26 protein-coding genes are annotated in these 20,033 nt (G+C 66.0%); 9 read left to right on the plus strand and 17 right to left on the minus strand.

Going from position 1 to position 20,033, the window contains the following annotated elements; all coding sequences use genetic code 11:
• Positions 1-6: 6 nt before the first annotated feature.
• Positions 7-744, minus strand: a complete 738-nt coding sequence (locus A37U_RS0134455) for a GntR family transcriptional regulator (protein ID WP_020501217.1) — start codon at positions 742-744, stop codon at positions 7-9.
• A 174-nt stretch (positions 745-918) separates the two neighbouring features.
• Here A37U_RS0134455 and A37U_RS0134460 point away from each other — a divergent pair, with 174 nt between their 5' ends.
• Positions 919-1,338: a hypothetical protein gene (locus tag A37U_RS0134460; protein WP_157183191.1), complete on the plus strand. Its 420-nt coding sequence runs from the start codon at positions 919-921 to the stop codon at positions 1,336-1,338.
• A 64-nt stretch (positions 1,339-1,402) separates the two neighbouring features.
• On the opposite strand, the gene A37U_RS46805 is transcribed toward A37U_RS0134460, so the two are convergent.
• Positions 1,403-2,800: an MFS transporter gene (locus A37U_RS46805; protein ID WP_020501219.1), complete on the minus strand. Its 1,398-nt coding sequence runs from the start codon at positions 2,798-2,800 to the stop codon at positions 1,403-1,405.
• Between the two features lie 27 nt (positions 2,801-2,827).
• Between A37U_RS46805 and A37U_RS46810 the strand changes: the two genes are divergently transcribed.
• Complete coding sequence (locus A37U_RS46810; RefSeq protein ID WP_020501220.1) at positions 2,828-3,286, plus strand: MerR family transcriptional regulator; 459 nt, start codon at positions 2,828-2,830, stop codon at positions 3,284-3,286.
• Between the two features lie 36 nt (positions 3,287-3,322).
• Here the strand turns inward: A37U_RS46810 and A37U_RS0134475 are convergent, their stop codons facing one another.
• The 7 genes from A37U_RS0134475 to A37U_RS0134505 all read right to left on the minus strand — a co-directional run bounded on the left by A37U_RS0134475 (position 3,323) and on the right by A37U_RS0134505 (position 7,645).
• Positions 3,323-3,610 (minus strand): DUF1416 domain-containing protein, encoded by a 288-nt coding sequence (locus A37U_RS0134475; protein WP_020501221.1) that lies wholly within the window; start codon positions 3,608-3,610, stop codon positions 3,323-3,325.
• Entirely contained in the window at positions 3,607-4,446 is an 840-nt protein-coding gene (locus tag A37U_RS0134480; RefSeq protein ID WP_020501222.1) for a sulfurtransferase, read from the minus strand. The genes A37U_RS0134475 and A37U_RS0134480 overlap by 4 nt, the downstream gene beginning before the upstream one ends.
• A 50-nt stretch (positions 4,447-4,496) precedes the next feature.
• Positions 4,497-4,937 (minus strand): DUF4395 domain-containing protein, encoded by a 441-nt coding sequence (locus A37U_RS0134485; RefSeq protein ID WP_020501223.1) that lies wholly within the window; start codon positions 4,935-4,937, stop codon positions 4,497-4,499.
• Between the two features lie 178 nt (positions 4,938-5,115).
• Positions 5,116-5,523, minus strand: coding sequence for a thioredoxin family protein (locus A37U_RS0134490; protein ID WP_020501224.1), 408 nt, complete (start codon positions 5,521-5,523; stop codon positions 5,116-5,118).
• Between the two features lie 57 nt (positions 5,524-5,580).
• Entirely contained in the window at positions 5,581-6,063 is a 483-nt protein-coding gene (locus tag A37U_RS0134495; protein ID WP_020501225.1) for a Dps family protein, read from the minus strand.
• A 36-nt stretch (positions 6,064-6,099) separates the two neighbouring features.
• Positions 6,100-6,714 (minus strand): maleylpyruvate isomerase family mycothiol-dependent enzyme, encoded by a 615-nt coding sequence (locus A37U_RS0134500; protein WP_020501226.1) that lies wholly within the window; start codon positions 6,712-6,714, stop codon positions 6,100-6,102.
• 76 nt (positions 6,715-6,790) lie between these two features.
• Positions 6,791-7,645 carry an LmeA family phospholipid-binding protein gene (locus A37U_RS0134505; protein WP_020501227.1) on the minus strand — a complete coding sequence of 285 codons (855 nt, stop codon included), beginning with the start codon at positions 7,643-7,645 and terminating at the stop codon, positions 6,791-6,793.
• A 153-nt stretch (positions 7,646-7,798) separates the two neighbouring features.
• Between A37U_RS0134505 and A37U_RS46815 the strand changes: the two genes are divergently transcribed.
• The 6 genes from A37U_RS46815 (at position 7,799) to pstB (ending at position 13,666) form a co-directional block, all read left to right on the plus strand.
• Positions 7,799-8,575 (plus strand): winged helix-turn-helix transcriptional regulator, encoded by a 777-nt coding sequence (locus A37U_RS46815; RefSeq protein WP_020501228.1) that lies wholly within the window; start codon positions 7,799-7,801, stop codon positions 8,573-8,575.
• 16 nt (positions 8,576-8,591) lie between these two features.
• Positions 8,592-9,509, plus strand: a complete 918-nt coding sequence (mshD, locus tag A37U_RS0134515) for a mycothiol synthase (RefSeq protein ID WP_276143456.1) — start codon at positions 8,592-8,594, stop codon at positions 9,507-9,509.
• 167 nt (positions 9,510-9,676) lie between these two features.
• A complete protein-coding gene (pstS, locus tag A37U_RS0134520; protein ID WP_020501230.1) occupies positions 9,677-10,792 on the plus strand; it encodes a phosphate ABC transporter substrate-binding protein PstS in 1,116 nt (371 codons plus the stop codon).
• 145 nt (positions 10,793-10,937) lie between these two features.
• Positions 10,938-11,894, plus strand: coding sequence for a phosphate ABC transporter permease subunit PstC (pstC, locus tag A37U_RS0134525; protein WP_020501231.1), 957 nt, complete (start codon positions 10,938-10,940; stop codon positions 11,892-11,894).
• Between the two features lie 79 nt (positions 11,895-11,973).
• The gene (gene pstA, locus A37U_RS0134530; RefSeq protein WP_020501232.1) at positions 11,974-12,879 is read left to right on the plus strand and encodes a phosphate ABC transporter permease PstA; all 906 of its coding nucleotides are present in this window, start codon (positions 11,974-11,976) and stop codon (positions 12,877-12,879) included.
• Positions 12,880-12,889: 10 nt separating this feature from the next.
• Entirely contained in the window at positions 12,890-13,666 is a 777-nt protein-coding gene (pstB, locus tag A37U_RS0134535; protein ID WP_020501233.1) for a phosphate ABC transporter ATP-binding protein PstB, read from the plus strand.
• Between the two features lie 20 nt (positions 13,667-13,686).
• Here the strand turns inward: pstB and A37U_RS0134540 are convergent, their stop codons facing one another.
• From A37U_RS0134540 to A37U_RS0134565, 6 genes are all read right to left on the minus strand, one after another.
• Positions 13,687-14,409: an ESX secretion-associated protein EspG gene (locus A37U_RS0134540; RefSeq protein ID WP_040589460.1), complete on the minus strand. Its 723-nt coding sequence runs from the start codon at positions 14,407-14,409 to the stop codon at positions 13,687-13,689.
• Position 14,410: 1 nt separating this feature from the next.
• Positions 14,411-15,436, minus strand: coding sequence for a hypothetical protein (locus A37U_RS48820; protein ID WP_157183194.1), 1,026 nt, complete (start codon positions 15,434-15,436; stop codon positions 14,411-14,413).
• Positions 15,437-15,731: 295 nt separating this feature from the next.
• The gene (locus A37U_RS50550) at positions 15,732-16,361 is read right to left on the minus strand and encodes a DUF3558 domain-containing protein (protein ID WP_083934152.1); all 630 of its coding nucleotides are present in this window, start codon (positions 16,359-16,361) and stop codon (positions 15,732-15,734) included.
• Positions 16,358-16,774, minus strand: a complete 417-nt coding sequence (locus A37U_RS0134555) for a hypothetical protein (protein WP_020501237.1) — start codon at positions 16,772-16,774, stop codon at positions 16,358-16,360. The genes A37U_RS50550 and A37U_RS0134555 overlap by 4 nt, the downstream gene beginning before the upstream one ends.
• A gap of 87 nt (positions 16,775-16,861) precedes the next feature.
• On the minus strand, positions 16,862-17,596 hold the full coding sequence (locus A37U_RS0134560) for an ESX secretion-associated protein EspG (RefSeq protein ID WP_240437775.1): 735 nt from the start codon (positions 17,594-17,596) through the stop codon (positions 16,862-16,864).
• 3 nt (positions 17,597-17,599) lie between these two features.
• Complete coding sequence (locus A37U_RS0134565; protein WP_020501239.1) at positions 17,600-18,490, minus strand: hypothetical protein; 891 nt, start codon at positions 18,488-18,490, stop codon at positions 17,600-17,602.
• 18 nt (positions 18,491-18,508) lie between these two features.
• On the opposite strand from A37U_RS0134565, the gene A37U_RS52180 reads away from it, so the two are divergent.
• Positions 18,509-18,718, plus strand: coding sequence for a hypothetical protein (locus tag A37U_RS52180; protein ID WP_157183195.1), 210 nt, complete (start codon positions 18,509-18,511; stop codon positions 18,716-18,718).
• Between the two features lie 130 nt (positions 18,719-18,848).
• Here the strand turns inward: A37U_RS52180 and A37U_RS50555 are convergent, their stop codons facing one another.
• Entirely contained in the window at positions 18,849-19,397 is a 549-nt protein-coding gene (locus tag A37U_RS50555; protein ID WP_086010858.1) for a DUF3558 domain-containing protein, read from the minus strand.
• Between the two features lie 44 nt (positions 19,398-19,441).
• On the minus strand, positions 19,442-19,858 hold the full coding sequence (locus tag A37U_RS0134570; protein ID WP_157183196.1) for a hypothetical protein: 417 nt from the start codon (positions 19,856-19,858) through the stop codon (positions 19,442-19,444).
• Between the last annotated feature and the right edge of the window lie 175 nt (positions 19,859-20,033).

The following is a 20,033-nucleotide window of genomic DNA, read 5'->3' on the forward strand; positions in this document are numbered from 1 at the left end:
AGGCTGCTACTCGGCCTGCCATTCGTAGGAGACCTCGAACCGGTTCGCGGGCATCACCAGATAGCTGACCTGGACCGGCTTCTTCGCGATCGCCACCCGTTCCAGGGCGAGCACGAGCCCGACCGATCCGCCGAAGTGGCCGCGTTCGGCCTCGGTGGCCATCCGGGAGCTCACCGTCTCGCGGAACTTCGTCGGCTGATGCCCCGCTTCGGTCAGCCGCGCGGTGACCCCGCCCTCGCCGGTGTCGGTCTTCTCCAGCGCGGTGCGCCTGGTGACCGCGCGCGGCAGGTACGTGGTGTGCAGCTGCACCGTGGATTGCTCGTCCCTGGCCACCTGGACGCGCACCGTGACCTCGACCCCCTGCTCGATCCCCAGTGCTTCGGCGACCATCCGGTCCGCGGGTTCGAAGCGCACCTCGGTGGTGGTGTGCTTGAAGTTCTTGCTCGCGGTGTCGGCGAGCGCGTCATCCCGGGTCACCGCCTTCACGCCCTTGACCTTGCCGCCGGCGAGCCGGTGCAGGCGCAGCGGACGTTGGGGGTCGGCGATGGTGCTCCCGATGCCGTGCACCGAGACGATGAGCCCCTCATTGCGCAGATCCGCGAGGGCTTTGCGCAGTGTCATGCGGGACACGTTGTACTCGGCGGAGAGCTCGTTCTCCGGCGGCAGGCGGTCGCCGACGCGCAGTTGCCCGGACCTGATCCGGGCGCGCAGGTCGACGACGATGTTGCCGTACTTCGCGGCCATAGCTGCTCACTCTACTGATGCCTCCATTCAGGTGGTCTTCCCCCGTAGCCCATGGCGTGTCCGCCAATCGTCCCCATATAGTTGCCGTCGCCTATAGATCTATACCACTGATTGCTCGGTGGTTCGCAAGAGAAGTCACCTCTCCGTGGAGTGCGTGGCAGAACGGGACACAACGTGGTGGAACCGAAACCGGAGAACGCCGGGGATCCGCAGCTCGAGGAGGACGAGCGCGTGCGGCAGGCACGCACGATACACATCGACAGGGCGGAGGTCATCGCGCGCTGGCGCAGGTACGCGCGCTCCGAGGAATGTCATGCCCGGCTGATGCGCGAGGCACGGGAGCAGCCGTTCGACCAGTTGCGGGACACCCGCGCGCAGGTGCGCCGCGCCGCCGCCGAACTGCTCGCCGAGCGGCAGGACATCGCGGAGGCTGCGCGGGCGATGATGGCGCGGGTACAGCAGCTCTACATCCTGGAGCCGCCGCTGCTGGGCTTCGACGAGGCGATGATCGCCTACACCCAGGCGCGCACCTGGCAGGCGTGTGCGCTGGAGCTCGCACCCGACCTCAAACCCATCCAGCCCTGCTGGAACTAGCGGTTGTTCGAGACTTGCGCGGCGGTGTGGGTGGCGGGGCGAGCTGCTTGGGTGGTTGGAGCGGCTACGCCGCTCGGAAAAGACGCGTGCGGTTGAGGAGCAGGGCGATCACCGCGATGAGCACGCAGAGCACCGCGGCGAGCAGCATGCCGAGGTGCATGCCGGTGATGAGCGTGCCTGCCCCGGTGGCGAAGGCGCCGAGGGTGGCGATGCCGAGCGTGATGCCGAACTGCCTGCTGACGTTCACCGTGGCCGCGGCCGTCCCGGCCTGCCGCTGCCCGGCGACGCTGACCGCGAGGATGTTGACCGGCCCGATGGAGAGCCCGTTGCCGATGCCGAGCAGCACGAACAACAGGCTCAGCAGCGCGGTGTTCGTGTGCGCGTCCACGGTGAGCAGACCGAGCAGCGCGCCGGCGTCGACCAGATAACCGAGCACGAGCAGCCGCGCGGCCCCGAACCGCGCGGTCAGCCTGCCGACGAGCACATTGCCCGCGCCGACCGCGAGCACATAGGGCAGGAACTGCACCCCGGCGAGGATCGCGGAGAGTCCGCGGCCCTGCTGCAGGTACACCGACAGGATGAAAAACGGGCTGTTCGCGGCGAAGCCCTGACCGAAACCGGCGATCACCGCGGAGCGGAAGACCGGTTCACCGAACAACGACACCGGGAGCATGGGATGACTGGAACGGCGTTCGGCGAGCACGAACACCGCGCCGAACACGAGGGCGACCGCGAGCGGAACGAGTACGGACACATCGGCCCAGCCCGCGTGCCCGGCGTTGATCACGGCGAAGGTCAGCGCGAACAGCCAGATCATGGCCAGCAGCTGGGTGAGCGGGTTGAGCGGCCGGTTCTCCCGGATCGCCCGGACACCACGGCGGCCGAGCACGCACAGGGCGAGCACGAAGATCCCGATCGGCACATTGATCCAGAAGTTCACCGGCCAGCCGAACCGTTCGGTGAGGATGCCGCCGAGGATGGGCCCGAGTGCGAGCGCGACGCTGGTGGAAAGGGCCATCCAGGCGATCATTTTCGCGCGCCGCACGGGATCCGGGTAGAGCTGGGCGAGCAGCGCGAGCGCCCCGGGAACGGTGACGCAACCACCGAGGCCCTGCAGCACCCTGCCGAACAGCAGCACGCCGACCGTTCCGGCGAGCGCGCACACCACGGAGCCGATGGTGAACAGGGCGACCCCGCAACCGAACACCCGCAACCGGCCGAACCGGTCGGCGAACAGCCCGCCGGTGATCGTCGCCGCGCACAGCACGAGGGTGAACGAGTCGATGACCCAGGAAGCGCCGGAGAGCGTCATGCGCAGATCCGCGCGGATCGCGGGAGCGGCGAGCACGACGATGCTGGTGTCCAGCAGCACGATGAAGCTGGACCCGAAAAGGGCGATGAGAATGGGAATCGGGGCGCGGCTGAGCTGTTGCCGGTTGTCCAGCGCGGTCTTCTCGGTCATGCTCGAAGCGTGTCGTCTCAAGCTGACTTGAAGTCAAGCCTTCCGATCGGTGCCGTCGCGCGACTGCTCGAGGTGCCGACCTCGACGGTGCGCTACTGGGAGGAGCGCGGACTGGTCTCGGCGAGTTCCCGGCGCGGCGGGGTCCGCTATTACGACGCGGACGCGCAGCACCGGCTCTCCGCGGTGAAACTGTTGCAGCAGAGCGGAATGCTGACCCTGGACGACCTGGATGCCTTGCTGTCCCCGAGTTCGCCGGGCACCTGGCGGGACACCATCGACGCGCGGATCGCCGAGGTGGACGCCCAGTACGAACGGCTGCGCAAGGCGCGCGAGTATCTGGCGCACATTCGCGGCTGTACGCGCCGCGACCCGATCGCGCACTGCTCGGTGCTGCGCAAGTGGACGAACACCTTGCTGGGCAGGGCCTGCCAGACAGGGGAAGGAGCGGATTCCCCGGCACAGGAAAAGCCCCCATCGGCGGAATGATCGCGCCGATGGGGGCCGGGGGAAATGCTTGGTGGCTCAGCCGACCGCGATCGGGACCTGGTGCAGCCCAGGACCCTGCGCGGTCACCGAGGCCTCGCCGTTCCCGGTGCGGTGCAGCGCGCGCACCGTCCAGGTGCCCGGCGCGGCGTAGAACCGGAAGTCGCCGTCCGCGGAGGCCTGGACCTCGCCCGCGAATTCGCCATCGGCGTTGAGCAGCCGGACGTAGGCGCCGCCGACCGTCTTGCCGGCGAGCACGACCTGACCGTTCGTGTCGATATCGGCGGGGGTAGCCGTCTGCACGGGCGCGCCGCAGCCGTCACTCATTTTCCGTCTCCCGTCTCGATGGGTACACCGACGAGCGAGCCGTATTCCGTCCACGACCCGTCGTAGTTCTTCACATCCGCCAGCCCGAGCAGCTCGTGCAGTGCGAACCAGGTGTGCGAGGAGCGCTCACCGATGCGGCAGTAGGCGATGGTGGGCTTGGACTCGTCCAGTCCCTCCGTCTTGTAGAGCTCGCGCAGTTCGTCATCGGACTTGAAGGTGCCGTCCTCGTTCGCGGCCTTGGCCCACGGCACGTTGAGCGCGCTCGGGATGTGGCCCGCACGCTGGGCGGCCTCCTGCGGAAGGTGCGCGGGAGCGAGCAGCTTTCCGCTGAACTCGTCCGGGGAACGCACATCCACGAGGTTCTTGGTGTTGATCGCCTCGACGACCTCATCGCGGAACGCGCGGATCGAGGTGTCCGGGGTGCTCGCCTTGTACTGGGTCGCCGGACGGTTCACCTCGCCCTTGTCCAGCGCGCGCCCGTCGAGCTCCCACTTCTTGCGGCCGCCGTCGAGCAGCTTCACGTTGTCGTGCCCGTACAGCTTGAAGTACCAGTAGGCGTAGGCGGCGAACCAGTTGTTGTTGCCGCCGTAGAGGATCACCAGGTCGTCATTGCTGATTCCCTTGGCGGACAACAGCTTTTCGAACCCGTCCTGGTCCACGAAGTCGCGCCGGACCGGGTCCTGCAGTTCGGTCTTCCAGTCGATCTTGACCGCACCGGGAATGTGCCCGCCGTCGTAGGCAGTGGTGTCCTCGTCGACCTCGGCGAACACCACCCCGGTGGTCTGGAGGTTGTTCTCGGCCCATTCGGTCGAGACAAGAACGTCTTCACGGCTCATCGAAAAATCTCGCTCTCTTGCGTTGGACGCAGGCCTTGTCGGAACAGGCCTCAATGGGAAGGGGATATCCGGTGCAGCAACAGGTACATCCGGCAGCCGAGGCAGAATCCGAACGCCGCGTTGAGCAGTGCGGCGATCAGCGCCAGCGCCGTCGCGACCAATCCGAGCCAATTCAGTCCGGTGAGGAATCCGGCGAGGCCGACCGCGGCGAACACGAATCCGACCGACTGTGCGAACCGCAGCGGCGGAGTCGGTTCCCGTTCCGTGGGCGGGGAGAGCCGGGGGGCGACCAGGGTGCGGAACACCCAGGAATAGGGGCTGTAGCGGAGGCCGGCGAAACCGCCGATCGCGAAGACCAGCAGCTGCGCCGCGAGCAGCCACCACCACTGGGTCAGGAGCACGACGGCGAGCACCACGGTCGTCACCCACGCGGCGAACCGCGGCCCGCGCACGTCGACGGGCTGCTCACGCGTGGCTGTCTGCTCCGACACCCCAGCCTCCTACAAGCCTGACTCGAACAGGGACGAATAGGTCGAGTCAACGACACAGGCTGGATGCCACGCGGCGGTAGTCCACCACGCGTCGCCGGGTCAGATGCCTGTGCATGAGCACAAGGCTAGGGGAGATCGGCCGGATACGGGCAGTGCGTCCAGAACCTGGGATGGTTGTTCATGCGAACTGCCGAGCGCACTGTTCCCGCAGGGTTTCCGGCACCGGCAGGCCGCTGAACCGGAATAACTCGGCGCCGCGCGGATCCACGGCGAGCGTGGTCGGGGTGCTCGTCACCCGCAGCGCGGTGGCCAGTTCGGGGCGATCGGTGACGTCCAGTTCCACATGCCGGACCGAGTCGTTCTCCTCGGCGAACCGCTCGAGCGTGCCGCGGGCCCTGCGGCAGTCCGCGCAGAACTCGGTGGAGATCTGGACCAGGGTCACCCCGGTCCCGGCGAGCAGTTCACGCACCGCTTCGGGAACCGTCCCGGTGCGCGCCGCGCGCACCTTTCCCGAGCGTGCCCGCAGCAGCGCACCGGCGAGTACGGCGAGAACCACCGCGCCGAGCAGGACCCACACACCCGTCATGGGGAGGCCGAACGTCCTGCCAGGCGCCGCTATTCCCTCGGTGTCACCCGATGGGGTTCAGCCCGCCAGCTGGGCCTGCCACATCCAGCGGGCCTTCTCCAGTTCCCGCGCGATCTCGATGAACAGGTCCTGGGTGACCTGGTCGCTCTTCTCGGTCTCCTCGATACGGGCGCGCATCCGATCGATGACGCTGGTCAGGGCGGCCACGACGGCCTCGATGACCGCGCGGTCCTGATGCCAGTCCGCATCGAGGTTCTCGACCCCGGAGCCCGAGGCCACGGTCTGCGCGCGCCCGTCGACCGGGACACCGATCGCGGCGGCACGCTCGGCGACCTCGTCCGCATAGTTGCGTGCGGTGTCCACCAGTTCGTCGAGCTGGAGGTGCACGGTGCGGAAGTGTTCGCCGACCACGGTCCAGTGAGCCTGCTTGCCGAACAGGCTGAGGTCGATCAGATCGAGCAGCGCGCTGCTCAGCGTGGCGCCGGTGATCTCGGTCTCCGCCTGGCCGATCGGGCTGGTGATGGGCTTCGTGCTGGTCATTGGCGCACTCCTCATCTTGTTTGGAATGGTTCCAATTTATTCAACGAGTCCGGACGCCCGGTTTGTTCCCGGCTCGAGCCGCCCGCAGAGCAGGAGCACCAGCCGCTGGGCCGGTGCGCGGTAGGGCTGTCCCTTGCCGAACCGCCAGTCTAAGTCCTGTGCACGCAGTTCGGTATCGCTGAGCTCGGTGCCGAAGAACGCGTAGCGGTCCGGGACGAGCGTGTCGAGCACCATGCGCAGCCGGTCGAGCGGGACCCGCCGGTCGATGCCGAGCGCGAGCGTGATGTCCAGGCCGTGGACCACGTCGTGGGTGAGCGCGCCCTCGAGCAGCCCGCCAGGGTGCCAGGGATGCCGCGCGTTCTCCCGCAGCGAGCTGGTGAGCTCGGCCGGGGTGAGGCGGGCGGCGTCCCGGCGGGCCCACTCGTCCGCGGCACGGTTCACCTCCCCCGGACTCGGCAGCGCTCCCAGCGGGTAATCGTGCTCACCGTGCCGGAAGGCCAGCGTCATATGCGCGACCACCTCGCGCACCCGCCAGCCCGTGCACAGCGAGGGGGCATCCCACTGCTGTTCGGTGAGATCGCTCAGCAGCTCGGCGAGCTCGATGCGTTCGGCGGCGATGGCGTCCTGAATGGGTGCGTCCTGAATGGGCATGGCCTGCTCCCGTGATCGGCGATCGGTTCGCCGTACCGACGAGGGAGCGGGGCCCGATCGGGACGGGTGTGCCCGCTCAGCGTGCCAGGTTGCCGTTGAGCACCACGTCTCGTGCCTTACCGGTCACCGAGAGGGCGCCGTCCTCGGTGACACCCACCCTGGTCGGGCTGACCGAGAACGGCAGGGTCCCGGGATCCACGCGGAAGGCGAACCTGCCGAGCAGCTGGTGACTGATCGAGTCGGGCAGGGAGCTGTTGATGAAGGCGTTGGTGAGCTTGAGCTTCTTCGGGGTGGCCACGATCTGCCCGCCCTGCAGGGTGATCATCCCGTAGATGGTGATCGCGGTGCGCTGTCCGGCGAGCGAGGTGTTCGCGGTGAGGGAGAACCCGGCCCGGGTATCGCGGTGGGTCGGGTCGTTGTTGAAGGCATCCGGGTCGGGGTTCGACTCGCTGACCGGGCTGGCGTTGCCGAGTACCGCGTTGATGGGCTGCTTGGCGAGCTTGATGTCGGACAGGTGCAGCATCCGTGCGATGTCCGCGGCACTGACCTTGACGCTGCCGTCGAGCTCCTGCACGGGGATCCTGTCGACCTCGCCGGATGCGAGCTGGCCGATGGGCACCTGGACGTGGCGCAGGTTGATGTTGAAGGCGAGGTCGTGCACGGTCGGGGTGGCCGGGACGTCGTTCGCGTCCACGGTGATGTTGCCGTAGTCCCCGGCGAGTGCTTGGGTGGTGAACGGGAATCCGTGCACGGAGACCCGGGGATCGTCCTGCACGTGCAGCTGGGCGCGCAGCAGTTTGGAAACCCGGTATTCCATATAGGAGCCGAAACCGAAGTCCGCGCCGACGAGCACGGCGAGGACCACGATCACGGTGATGATGGTCCGGCGGAGTCCGCGCCTGCGTCGCCTCGGTTCCTGTTGCGTCGCCATGAACTCCCGTTTCGATTCCGTTACCGAGTGCGCACTCTGGTGTGACCTTAGTCGTCGCGGGGCTGTCCGTTGCCCATTGGTCGCGCTATTGTTTCAGCCTTGATCCGCTGTATACCAGCGGGTATCGCGCATACTTCGAGGAGCCGCCCGAATATGAGCATCGATCTACTGCTGTTGACCTCGGATCCGGAACCGAACTCGGTACTGCCCGCGCTCGGACTGCTCCCGCACGAGGTGAAAACCCTTGCCCCGGAGGTGTCCGCGCTGCTCGCGGCCGGTCCACACGATGCGGTGCTCGTGGACGCGCGTGCCGACCTCGCCTCGGCCAAGAGCCTGTGCAAGCTGCTCAGCGCGAGCGGGGCCGAGGCGCCGGTGATCGCGATCGTCAATGAGGGCGGACTGGTCGCCATGAACGCCGAATGGGGTGTGGATGACATCCTGCTGCCCGCCGCGGGACCCGCGGAGGTGGACGCCCGGCTGCGACTGGTGCGTTCCCGGGGTGCCGCCGAGACCCCGGACGGCGGGCTGGTCAAGCTCGGCGAGCTGATGATCGACGAGAACACCTATTCGGCGCGGTTGCGCGGCAAGATCCTCGACCTGACCTACAAGGAGTTCGAACTGCTCAAGTACCTCGCGCAGCACGCGGGCCGGGTGTTCACCAGGGCCCAGCTGCTCCAGGAGGTGTGGGGCTACGACTTCTTCGGTGGCACCAGGACCGTCGACGTACACGTGCGGCGGTTGCGCGCGAAGCTGGGCCCCGAGCACGAGCAGATGATCGGCACCGTGCGCAACGTCGGCTACAAGTTCGTGCGCCCGCCGCGCGCCGGTTCCCGGCGGGAACACGCCGAACAGGCCGAACAGGAGGCCGATCAGGCGGCTAGGAACGTCTCCGAGGGCGCCCGGTTCCCGAAGCTGGCGAGTTTGCGGTAGATGTGGCACTGTGCCGATTAGCTGGGAAACAGAACTGACACAGACCCGTTCCGTGCAGCTGGGCGAACTGCTCGCCGCGACCTATGCGGCGGACGGGCGGCCGATGCTCGCCGAATCGGTAATTCCCGATGAAATTCGGGCGGGCCGGAAATGCTTCGCCGAACGCGAGGACGGCACGCTGCTCGGCTTCGCGTATTTCGAGGGCGGTCCGGACGCGTTCGGGCGCGCGGTCGCCGAACTGTTCGTGCACCCGGAGCACCGGAATGCGGGGGTCGGCGAGCAGCTGACCGGTGCGCTGCTCGACGATGCGGGGATCGCCGCGGGAGCCAAGGACGGGGACCGGTTACGGGTCTGGTCGCACGGCGATCACCCGGCCGCGGCCGCGATCGCGCGCAACCGTGGGTTCGGCAGGGCGCGCGAGCTGCTGCGGATGCGGCTCGATCTGGGTGCCGCGGAACTGCCCGAACCCACGCTCCCCGAAGGGGGCCGGTTGCGCACTTTCGTGCCCGGCCGGGATGAACGGGCGCTCATCGAGGTGAATCGGCGCGCCTTCGACTGGCATCCGGAACAGGGTGAGCTCAGCGTGGCGGACCTGATGCGCGAGGAGAACGAGGACTGGTTCGACGCGGCCGGGTTCTTCCTCGCCGAGCGGGATGAGCGGCTGATCGGGTTCCACTGGACGAAGGTGCACGAGCGGGTGGTCGCCGATGATTCGGGCGAACCGGTCGGCGAGGTCTATGTGGTCGGCGTGGACCCCGGCGCGCAGGGCGGCGGACTCGGGCGGGCGCTGACCATCGCCGGATTGCGGCATCTTCGCCAGCGGGGATTACACACAGCGATGCTCTATGTCGAATCCGACAACCCCGCCGCGGTCCGGGTCTACGAGCGGATCGGGTTCCGGGTCTGGGATGTCGACGTGCAGTATTCCCACTGAATGCGCTGGACTACGCGTTGTGACGGAGCCAGTGGGCTAGCCCACTCCGGGGCACGTATTCACCGGTTGTTCACCTTCAGCCCGGTTGGTGTCCATCGGCGATGCTTACTGTCCGTCGCATACGGTGCCGATGACCGCGGCACCCGATCCAGCAGTGGAGGAATCAGGTGAAGCTCAAGCGCCAATCGGCCGTGCTCGCGGTCGTCGCGGCGAGCGCGGTCATGCTCGCCGCCTGCGGCTCGGACAACAACTCCGGCGTGGCGGGAGCACAGGCGGCCGGGAAATCGGCGAACGTGGCCTGCGGTGGCAAGAACACTCTCAAAGCGAGTGGTTCGACCGCACAGGCGAATGCCATGTCCCGGTTCACTCAGGCATTCGGGGCGACCTGTTCGGACCAGGACATCAACTACAACGGCAACGGGTCCGGCGCCGGCGTCAAGGAGTTCACCGGCAAACAGACCGACTTCGCCGGTTCGGACTCCGCGCTGTCCGCGGAGAAGGGCGAGATCGAGAAGGCCAAGCAGCGTTGCGGCGCCCCGGCATGGAATCTGCCGATGGTGTTCGGGCCGATCGCGATCACCTACAAGCTCGATGGCGTCGACGACCTCGCACTGGACGGCAAGACGCTGGCCGGGATCTTCTCCGGCAAGATCACCAAGTGGAACGCCCCGGAGATCGCCAAGCTCAACGCGGGCAAGAAGCTGCCGGACCAGAAGATCACCGTGATCTTCCGCAGCGATGAGTCCGGGACGACCGACAACTTCCAGAAGTACCTGAAGACGGCAGGCGGCTGGGACAAGGGCACCGGCAAGTCCTTCAACGGTGGCGTCGGTGAGGGAGCGAAGGGCAATGACGGCACCTCGCAGGCGCTGAAGAACGCCAAGGGCGGCATCACCTACAACGAGTGGTCCTTCGCCCAGGCCCAGAAGCTCAACGTGGCCAAGATCGTCAACTCCGGCGGCGGGCAGCCGGTGGAGCTGAACGCGGCATCCGCGGCGAAGGCCGTCGAGGCGGCGAAGTTCAAGGACGAGGGAAGCAAGGACCTCGAGCTCAACCTCGACTCGATCTACGGGACCAAGACCGCGGGCGCCTACCCGCTGATGCTGGCCACCTACGAGATCGCCTGCTCCAAATACCCGGACGCGGACACCGGTAAGGCGGTCAAGGCCTTCCTTTCGGTCGCCGCGCAAGGTGGCCAGGAAGGGCTCGACCAGAACGGTTACGTGAAGCTGCCCAAGCAGTTCTCGGACAAGCTGCTCGCCTCGATCAACGCTATCCAGTGAGCGAGCGTGGCAGCGTTCCGAACAGCACTGCACGTGTGCGAGCGATGCTGACGAGCGTCAGCGAGGAGACATCGTGAGCATGAAAGACGAGGTCGTCTCCCGCCCTGCTGGTCAGGAGCGGGAGACGGGCAGCATGATGGGCGGCATGGGCGAGCAGGAACAAGAGCGCGGCGAACGGCCGAAACGGGTCGGGGATCGGGTTTTCCGGTATCTGACAACGACATCCGGTCTCGTGATCGTCGTGGCCATCGTGCTGATCGGGTTCTTCCTGCTGATCAAGGCAGTGCCCTCGCTGCTTGCCGATTCGACGAACTTCCTCACCGACTGGCGGTTCGACACCACGGGCGGCAAGCTCGCCTTCGGCATCCGGGACATGCTCGTGGTCACGGTGCTGTCCTCGCTGCTCGCCCTGGTGCTCGCGATGCCGATCTCGCTCGGTATCGCGCTTTTTCTCACCCAGTACGCCCCGCGCTCGCTCGCGCGGGGCTTCGGCTATCTCGTGGACCTGCTCGCCGCGGTGCCCTCCGTGGTGTTCGGCCTGTGGGGAGTGCTGGTGCTCGGCCCCGCGATCGAACCCGTGCAGCGCGCGCTGAATGCCGGGCTCGGCTGGTTCCCGCTGTTCTCCGATGGGAACGTCTCGCTCGCCGGTGGCGGAAACATCTTCACCGCGGGCGTGGTGCTTGCGGTGATGCTGTTGCCGATCATCACCTCGGTCACCCGCGAGGTGTTCCGGCAGACTCCGGTCAACCAGATCGAGGGCGCCCTCGCGCTCGGGGCGACGAAATGGGAGATGGTGCGCACCACGGTGCTGCCGTTCGGGAAGAGCGGGTTCATCGCCGCCTCGATGCTCGGGCTCGGCCGCGCGCTCGGTGAGACGATCGCCGTGCTGATGATCCTGCACACCGCGACCTCGCCGTCCGGGTTCAGCTTCTTCGACGGTGGTTCCACCTTCGCCTCGAAGATCGCCTCGGCCGCATCGGAATTCTCCGAACCGCTGCCGACAGGTGCCTTCATCGCCGCCGGGCTGGTGCTGTTCCTGCTGACGTTCGTGGTGAACGCGATCGCGCGCTCGATCGCCAAGCCGAAGAAGGAAAAGGCATGACGGTGCTGTCCCGATGCGGCCTTTCCTGTGCTCCTCGCTCGCTGGCGCTCACTGCGATGCTCGGAAAGGGCCGCCTCTCATGACTACGACCGAACTGGAGCGGCCCGCGCGGCCACCGGTCTTCCATCACCTTTCCACCGGCCGCAAGGCGCGCAACCACCTGGCGACGGTGCTGGTCAGCCTTGCCTTCCTGATCGCGCTCGTGCCGCTGGTGTGGCTGCTGGCCACCGTGGTGATCAAGGGCTGGCGCGCGCTCGTCTCCCCGGACTGGTTCACCCACTCGCTCAAGGGGGTGCTCCCGGACCAGTTCGCCGGCGGGATCTACCACGCGCTGTACGGATCGCTGGCCCAGGCGCTGGTGTGCGCGGTGATCGCGGTGCCGATCGGCATCCTCGCCGCCATCTATCTCGTGGAATACGGCCGCGGCTGGCTCGCCCGGCTGACCACGTTCATGGTGGACATTCTTTCCGGGGTGCCCTCCATCGTGGCTGCGCTGTTCATTTTCGCGCTGTGGATTTCCACGTTCGGCCTGGAACAGTCCGCGTTCGCGGTCTCCCTCGCGCTCGTGCTGCTGATGCTTCCGGTCGTGGTGCGGTCATGCGAGGAAATGCTCCGGCTCGTTCCCCAGGAATTGCGCGAGGCCTCTTATGCGCTCGGTATTCCGAAATGGAAAACGATCGTGCGGGTCGTACTGCCCACCGCGCTCTCCGGGATCGTCACCGGCTCGATGCTCGCACTGGCCAGGGTGCTCGGCGAGACCGCGCCGGTGCTCGTACTCGTCGGGTACAGCCAATCGATCAATTTCAACATCTTCGACGGCAATATGACCTCGCTGCCGTTGTTCATCTACAACCAATTCACCAATCCGACCGCGGCCGGGCAACTGCGGATCTGGGGTGCCGCGCTCACCCTGATCCTGCTCGTCATGTTGTTCAACCTGATCGCTACCGTGATCTCCCGGTTCTCCGCGATCAAGACGAAATAAGGGCACTGCGATGGCGAAACGACTCGATGCCAAAGATCTGAACATCTACTACGGCAAATTCCAGGCCGTCGCGGAAGTGACCCTCGCCGTTCCACCGCGCAATGTCACGGCGTTCATCGGCCCGTCCGGCTGCGGCAAATCCACCGTGCTGCGCACGCTGAACCGGATGCACGAGGTCACCCCGGGCGCACGCGTCGAGGGCGAGGTGCTGCTCGACGGCGAGGACATCTACGCGGGCGGCGTGGATCCGGTGGATGTGCGGCGCACCATCGGGATGGTGTTCCAGCGGCCGAACCCGTTCCCCACCATGTCCATCAAGGACAACGTGATCGCCGGGCTGCGCCTGGCCGGGGTGCGGGACAAGTCGCGGCTCGACGAGGTCGCCGAGCGGGCACTGCGCGGCGCGAACCTGTGGAACGAGGTCTCGGATCGGCTCAACAAACCGGGCGGCAGCCTCTCCGGCGGTCAGCAGCAGCGGTTGTGCATCGCGCGGGCGATCGCCGTGCAGCCCGCCGTGCTGCTGATGGACGAGCCGTGCTCCGCGCTCGACCCCATCTCCACGCTCGCGATCGAGGACCTCATCGCCGAGCTGAAGAAGGAATACACGATCGTCATCGTCACGCACAACATGCAGCAGGCGGCGCGGGTCTCCGATCAGACCGCCTTCTTCAACCTCGCCGGGGTCGGCCAGCCCGGCAAACTCATCGAGATCGACGACACCGAGAAGATCTTCTCCAACCCCGGCCAGCAGGCGACCGAGGACTACATCTCCGGCCGCTTCGGTTAAATCGGCACAGCGGTCAAGGACTATCCGCGCAGGTGCTCGGCCAGCATCGCGTCCGTGCCGGGCGCGCTGCTGACCCAGCCGTCCTTGTTCGCCACGAACCAGCGCCCTTCCTGTTCGAAGTCCACGACCACCACGGGATTCCCGGCGGGCGGGTACAGGTAGATGACCCCGATCCGCGGCTTGCTCATCAGTTCGACATAGCGGTCCGCGTCCGTCGCGGTCACATTCGCCGAGACCATGATGCTGCCCTCGGCCGAGGACTGCCGTGCCGCCCTGCGCCCCTCCTCGGTGAGCTCATCCTCGCGAAAGGTCAGCGACTTCCCGTTTCCCGGGGCATAGCGCGGAATCCGGCTCAGCAGCGCGGGAATCGCCTGTGCCGCGGGAATCGGCGCCAGGTGCAGCGTGCGGTCGTCCAGCGTGGCGAGGATCGCCGCCTCGCCGTCGAGCGCCACCAGCGTGCCCTCGCCGTGCGGGTGATCCGGCGTGATGATCATCGCCGCATAACGCTGCCGCAACCGCGCCAGCCTGTGCAGCGTGTCCTCCAGGTCCGGGTGCACCTGGTCGCCCTTGGCCAGGCCCGCCTGGTTCAGTTCCGCGAACGCCTGCCTGGCCAGCGCCGCACCATTGTCCATTGTGCGCAGCGGGTAGTGGATCGCGATCGAGGTCGGCATCACGCCGAGGTTCGACCGCTCCCAGAGCACTTCGTAAGCCGCATGGGAGAGGGAAACAGGACCTTTGAGCACATCAGCCGCCGATCACCGGTGGCGCCGTCGGTGGCAGATCCCCGACGATCTCATCGCCGTGTTCCTCGGTGATCAGGTACGAGGGAGTCTCGTGCTCCTCGTCCTCCTTCTTGTTGCCGCCGCGGCCGCCCATCGGTGCACCGCCCGCACCGCCCCGTCCGGCACCCGCACCGGCGCCACGGCCACCGGCCGCGCCTTCCTCACCGAGCGCACCACCGGAAGCGGCACCCGAACGCGGGCCCGCACCGGACATGCCGCCGCGCCCGAAACCGCCGCCCGAGCCACCGCGCGTCGAGTCGTCGCCCATGCCCCCACCCATTCCGGCGCCCATCCCGGCGCCGCCGAGCGCACCGAGCCCGCCCAGGTCCGAACCACCGCCGGACCGCGAATTCGAGCTGTAGCCCGGAAGGCTCGAATTCCACGAATTGCCGAGCCCCGAATCACCGCCGCTGGACGTGTCCGTCTGACCCGGCAACGGGGCACGCGGGTCACCGCCGCCGATCGGCGGAACATCGGGGGGAATCGAGCCCGGACCACTGGGTCCGTTCGGACCGCCACCCGGGCCGCCCGGCAACGACGGGCTGTGCCCCGAAGGATCATGACCGCCCGGATGCGGGGGCGCTCCCGGAGTCGGGTTCGTCGAGTACCCCTGACCGCCGTGCTGCCCGCCGCCCGGGCCGCCCGTGCCCGGGTCCACACCGCCGTTGTGCCCGCCACCCGGCGTGCGATTCGGGTTGTAGATCTCCAGATTCGCGAACGTGTCCACCGGAGGCTGGCCCTGACCCGGCATCGCCCCGGCGAGCGACTGGCTCTGCGAACCGTAACTCTGGAACGTCAGCTTGTTCAGCGAGTTCGCCTTGTTCCACGAATCCCCGTCGTTCCAAGGATCCGAGTCCTTCCAGAACTGGATCGTGCCGCCCGCCTTGTCCCAGAAACCGGGCGGCTGCTGGGGCATTTCCTCGAGCTGCCCGGCGTAGGTGGAGAACCCCTCGCCCTGCTGGTCCGTCATGATCTTGTAAGTGGACATGTCACTTTGCCGTTGCGTGACGCGGTCGAGAAACGGTTTCGCAGCTTGGTGTGCCGCGTCCCCGCCATCGCCTCGGACACCTGACGCGATGGCGCTCTGGTACTTCTTCAGCAGATCGATGACTTCATCGTGGTTATCGGATACCTGGCCAGCCGCAGATGCTGCGTTGTGAAGGGATTTCGGCCCGTTCACGCCGTTGCGCATCTGATTGAAGATGTCGCCGCCGGTCGCGTCGTGGCGAATTCCGGTATCAATATTCGTGTTGACCGGACCTTCCGGCTTTTCGCCAGCCATGTCACGAGCCCCCATTCTTCATTGTTTTCGTGGCACTCAGTGCTACCTGCTTGACGTCATCGCACGGATTGCCCCCGGGCTGTTCCTGGAGCAGGACGGTGACGGCATCGCGATCATTCATACCGATGTCATAGGCGCAGATGCCGTTTGACAGTTGGTTCTTGTCGAGGTTTTCCAAGACCGCAGGGAAGCCGTTGACGGGGTCTTGTGGCTCGAACCGGTAAAAGTGGCCTTTTTGCTTGTTCAGCTTGTACAGATCGCTGAGGCCCCCAGAATTGGGTACGAATACGATATTTACCCGGGTCGCTTCGACGCCGCCGCCCCAAGTGCACTGGGATCCGGTCGAGGATTGCGGATCAGGCTTGGCTTGGCCCTGGACTCCCAGTGTTTGCAGTTGGTTTGCGGTAAGAGTGGTGCACGGCTGTGCCTTGAACTTCGATATATCGACCGGGTTGGGGACCTTTGGCGCCCCGTCGTGTGGGAGCGAGGTCTGCCCTCCGCTATTAGCTGAGGATGACGGTGAGTCGCCCGCTCCGGGCTTACCGACAGTAGGGCTGCTGCAGCTGGTTGCGAAGAGTGTGATGGCCGCGAGGGACACCCCGGCGGCCGCCGTGCGAAGTCGTGCCGTCATCGCTGCATCCTACGGAGGTTGTCCGCATTGGCGTGCTCGGTCTCGTGATGATTGTCCAGCGTTGCCTTCAGCTCCTGGTACATGGCGCGAAGGCCGTTGATGTCCTGCAGGATCTCGGCCCGCTTCTGCTTGCCGACATCGCTCGCGACCTTGGCGAAGCCGTCGCTCGGGTTTTCGTTACCGGGCTTCTGTATGTGATCGAGGGCAGAGCTGTGGTCGTACGACTCCTGCAGCTTCGAGACCGCCTGGTCCAGGTACGCCAGCGCCTGCCCTGCCTCCGCCGGATCGACGTAGAGCTTCTTGCCGGAGGCGTGCGGTAGCGGTGCGCCGCCTGGTGGTTGTCCAGGTGGTGCCTGTTGCGCTTGCGGCTTCGGGTCCGCCCCGCCTAGCCGGTGCCCGTCCTGTGCCGTCATACCGGTTCCCCTCGCTTGTATCGACCATATGCATATTAGCGCCGCGGTTACTCTCGGACAACGCGTTCTGGGCGGTGCAGGCGGTGCTCAGTGCGCGTCATCCGGTCCGACGCACAGCAGGTCAGTGAGGTTCCCACTGGTTCCGGGCGCGGTCGTGACCCAGCCGTTGTCGTTGTGCACGAGCCAGCGTCCTTCGGATTCGAGGTCGACGATCACGATCGGTTGCCCTACCGGTCGGTATAGGTAACTGAGGCGGCGCCGCGGTCTTCGCATGAGGTGGAGGTAGCTGTCGGCCTGTGTGGCCACGGTGTTCGGTGGTATCAGGATGCTGCCCGGTTCACCTCGCGGCTGGACATGCCCGTCCTCGGTGAGTTCGTCCTCGTGGAAGATCAGGGACTGTCCGTGCCCTGGTGGTTCTGCCGGTAGTTCGGCGAGCAGTGTGCGGATCGCTATGTCGATGGGTAACGGGTGTACGTGCAGGTGTTGGTCATCGAGTGTGGCGAGGACAGCATCGGGATCATCGATCGCGAGCAGGGAGCCTTCGCCGTGCGGATGGTCTCTGGTGATGATCATGAGTGCGTACCGCCGCGGTGTACGGGCGAGCTTGCGTAGGGCGGCGATGAGTTCGGGATGCGGTTCGGTGTCTTCGGCGAGGCCGCTCGCGGCGAGTTCGGCGAAGGCTTCGCGGGCGAGCGCCGCGCCGTTGGCGAGCGTGCGCAGTGGGTAGTGGATCGCGATCGAGGCCGGCATCGCACCCAGTTCGGCCCGTTCCCACAACACCTCGTAGGCGGTGTGGGAGATCGACATCGTCCCCCGCGTCATGTGTCACTCGCCTATCACCGGGGGAGCGGTCGGTGGCAGTTCGCCGACGATCTCGTTGCCGTGTTCCTCGGTGACCAGGAACCGAGGCCCCTTGCGTTCCTCCTCGCCCTTCTTGGTGTTGTGACCGGGTGGCGGCGCACCGTTCGTTCCCTCCCGGGTTCGGCTGCCGACTTGCTCGCTGGCCGTTCTCGAACCGGCGCGTTGTTGGGAGGCGCCCGAACCGGAACGTGGTCCCGAGCCGGGTGGTCGTGCGGACCGGCCACTTGCTCCCTTACCCGGTGCCTGTTCGCGGCCGATCTGCCATGTGGTGCCGCCGGGCACACCGGGCGTGGGTTCGGCCGCCGAGGTGTCACCCGCGTACTGCACTCCCGGGCTGCGTGGTTCCCGCAGGCCGCCGATGCCTTGCTGGTTACTGCCTGCCGTGTTCAGTTCACCGGGCCTGGGTCCGCCGCCGTGTTCGTGCGCGCCGTCGGGATCGGGCCGGTCCTTGCCGGATTCAGGTGCTTCGGGTTCCCGTATGCGGTCGTCCGGGGTGGAGGTTCGGGATTCGGGTACGGCAGTGTGGCCGGATGGTTCGGCTCCGCGCGGGTCCGGGATGCGGCGAGGCTCGTATCCTCCTCGCGCGAGGAGCGGCGCATCCTGGTGTTCGCCGCCGCTTGCCGTCCGCTTCGGGTTGTAGATCTCCAGATTCGCGAACGCGTTCACCGGCGCGGGGCTTTCTCCAGGCAGGGCACCGGCGAGCACCTGGCTCTGCGCGCCGTAATTCCGGAACGCCAGCCTGTTCCCGGCATCCGCGGTCAACCACGCGGTGCTGTCGTTCCATGGATCGTTGTCCCGCCAGAATGCCATCGAAGTCTCCAGCGTGGCGACGAAACCCGGTTGTTCCCTCGGCATCTCCTTGAGCTGACCGGCTTGGAACTCGAACCCCTCGGCCTGACTGGTCGTCGTCTGCTGGAAGGAGTCCAGGTCCTCCCGATGCCGCGCCAGCCGGTCGAGGAACGGCTTCGCGGCCCGATGAGCGGCATCGCCCGCCGCGCCACGGATCCCGGCGGCTATTGCGTTCTGGCATCTTCGGAGGTGATCTTCAACCTTGCTTACTTTCCTGCTGGTTTCCGATGCTGAAGCCGCTGCATAGTGTAGAGAATTTGTTCCGGGAACGTTATTTCGCATAGAATCGAAAATATCTGATCCGCTCATGTTTTTTGGCGAGCCAGTGCCCATTCCCGAATCGGCGGTTTTCGTTGGCACGTTTCTACCCCCCGTACTTTATGGTTTTCGTAACACCTTTGGTGACGTTCTTTGCATCACGACAAGGACGACTATCCGGACCTTCCACTGCTAGTACTGAAATGGCATCGTGATCGTTCATTCCGGTCTGATAGGAGCAGCCCCCTTGCTTCTCTTGGCTGGAGTCGAGGTTTCCAAGGATGGTTGGGAATCCGTTGATCGGTGGCTGCGGTTCGAATCGGGAGAATCGATTTCTGATCGAATAAAGATCGCTGAGACCTTTGGAGTTCGGAATAAAGTTGACGTCGATACTGATCCCGTGTGGGCCTTTCCAGACGCACTTCGAGCCGGAGGGGGTGTTTGGTCTCGATTTACCTGGAGGATTGAGCTGTAGGATGTGGAGCTGACTGATGGTCAAGGTCGTGCATGGTGCGGCCTTGAATTTCGATACGTCGACCGGACTTTCCACCTTGGGGGCGCCATGTTGTGGCAAAGACTGCATGTTTCTTGCTGGTGAGGCGGTATTGGGAGGTTGTTCGGGGGTCCCGCTGCAGGCCGCGGCGACAATGGCCATGACGCCACAGGTCAGCATCGTTGTTGCTCTTCGTCGCCGCACTGTTATCTCCCGGGCTTGCGAAGATCGTCGGTGTTCGCTTGTTCGGTCTGCCGGTAGCTGTCCATCGCCGTGGACAGCTCATTGCGCATGGCCTGAAGTCCGCGTACATCCTCCAGAAGTTCAGTACGTTTCTGGGTGCCGACGCGGGCGGCTGTAGTGCTGAATCCAGCACTTGCGCCTTCTTTTCCCGGGCCGACTGTAAGCGACATGTCGTAGGAATCCAGGTATGCCTCTTCGAGCGCATCGATGGCGTTGTCCAGGTGCGTGATCGCTTTGCCCGCCTCGACCGGATCGATGTGCAGCGCCGGGCCCACGGCATGGGGCTCCGCTATCGGCTGCTTGCCAGGCGGGGGATCGGATTTGCTCGGTGGTTTCGTGCTCTCGCCTACCGGTCCGCCCACGTCTTCGTCGTGCGCCATCTCAAGCCCTCCCCTCGAGCTTCAGACTTGGCAGGCTAACACCCGCCGTCATCGTATGTGAACAGTGCGAATTGCAAAAATAATGGCCGTATCCATTATTTGTGCAGGTGAAATACATCTCATCGAAGGTGTATCGATTAGATATCGAAGCGATTTGCATTTTGCCTTTTTCCCG

It is taken from the genome of Sciscionella marina DSM 45152 (assembly GCF_000379465.1).
Taxonomy (GTDB): Bacteria; Actinomycetota; Actinomycetes; order Mycobacteriales; family Pseudonocardiaceae; genus Sciscionella; species Sciscionella marina.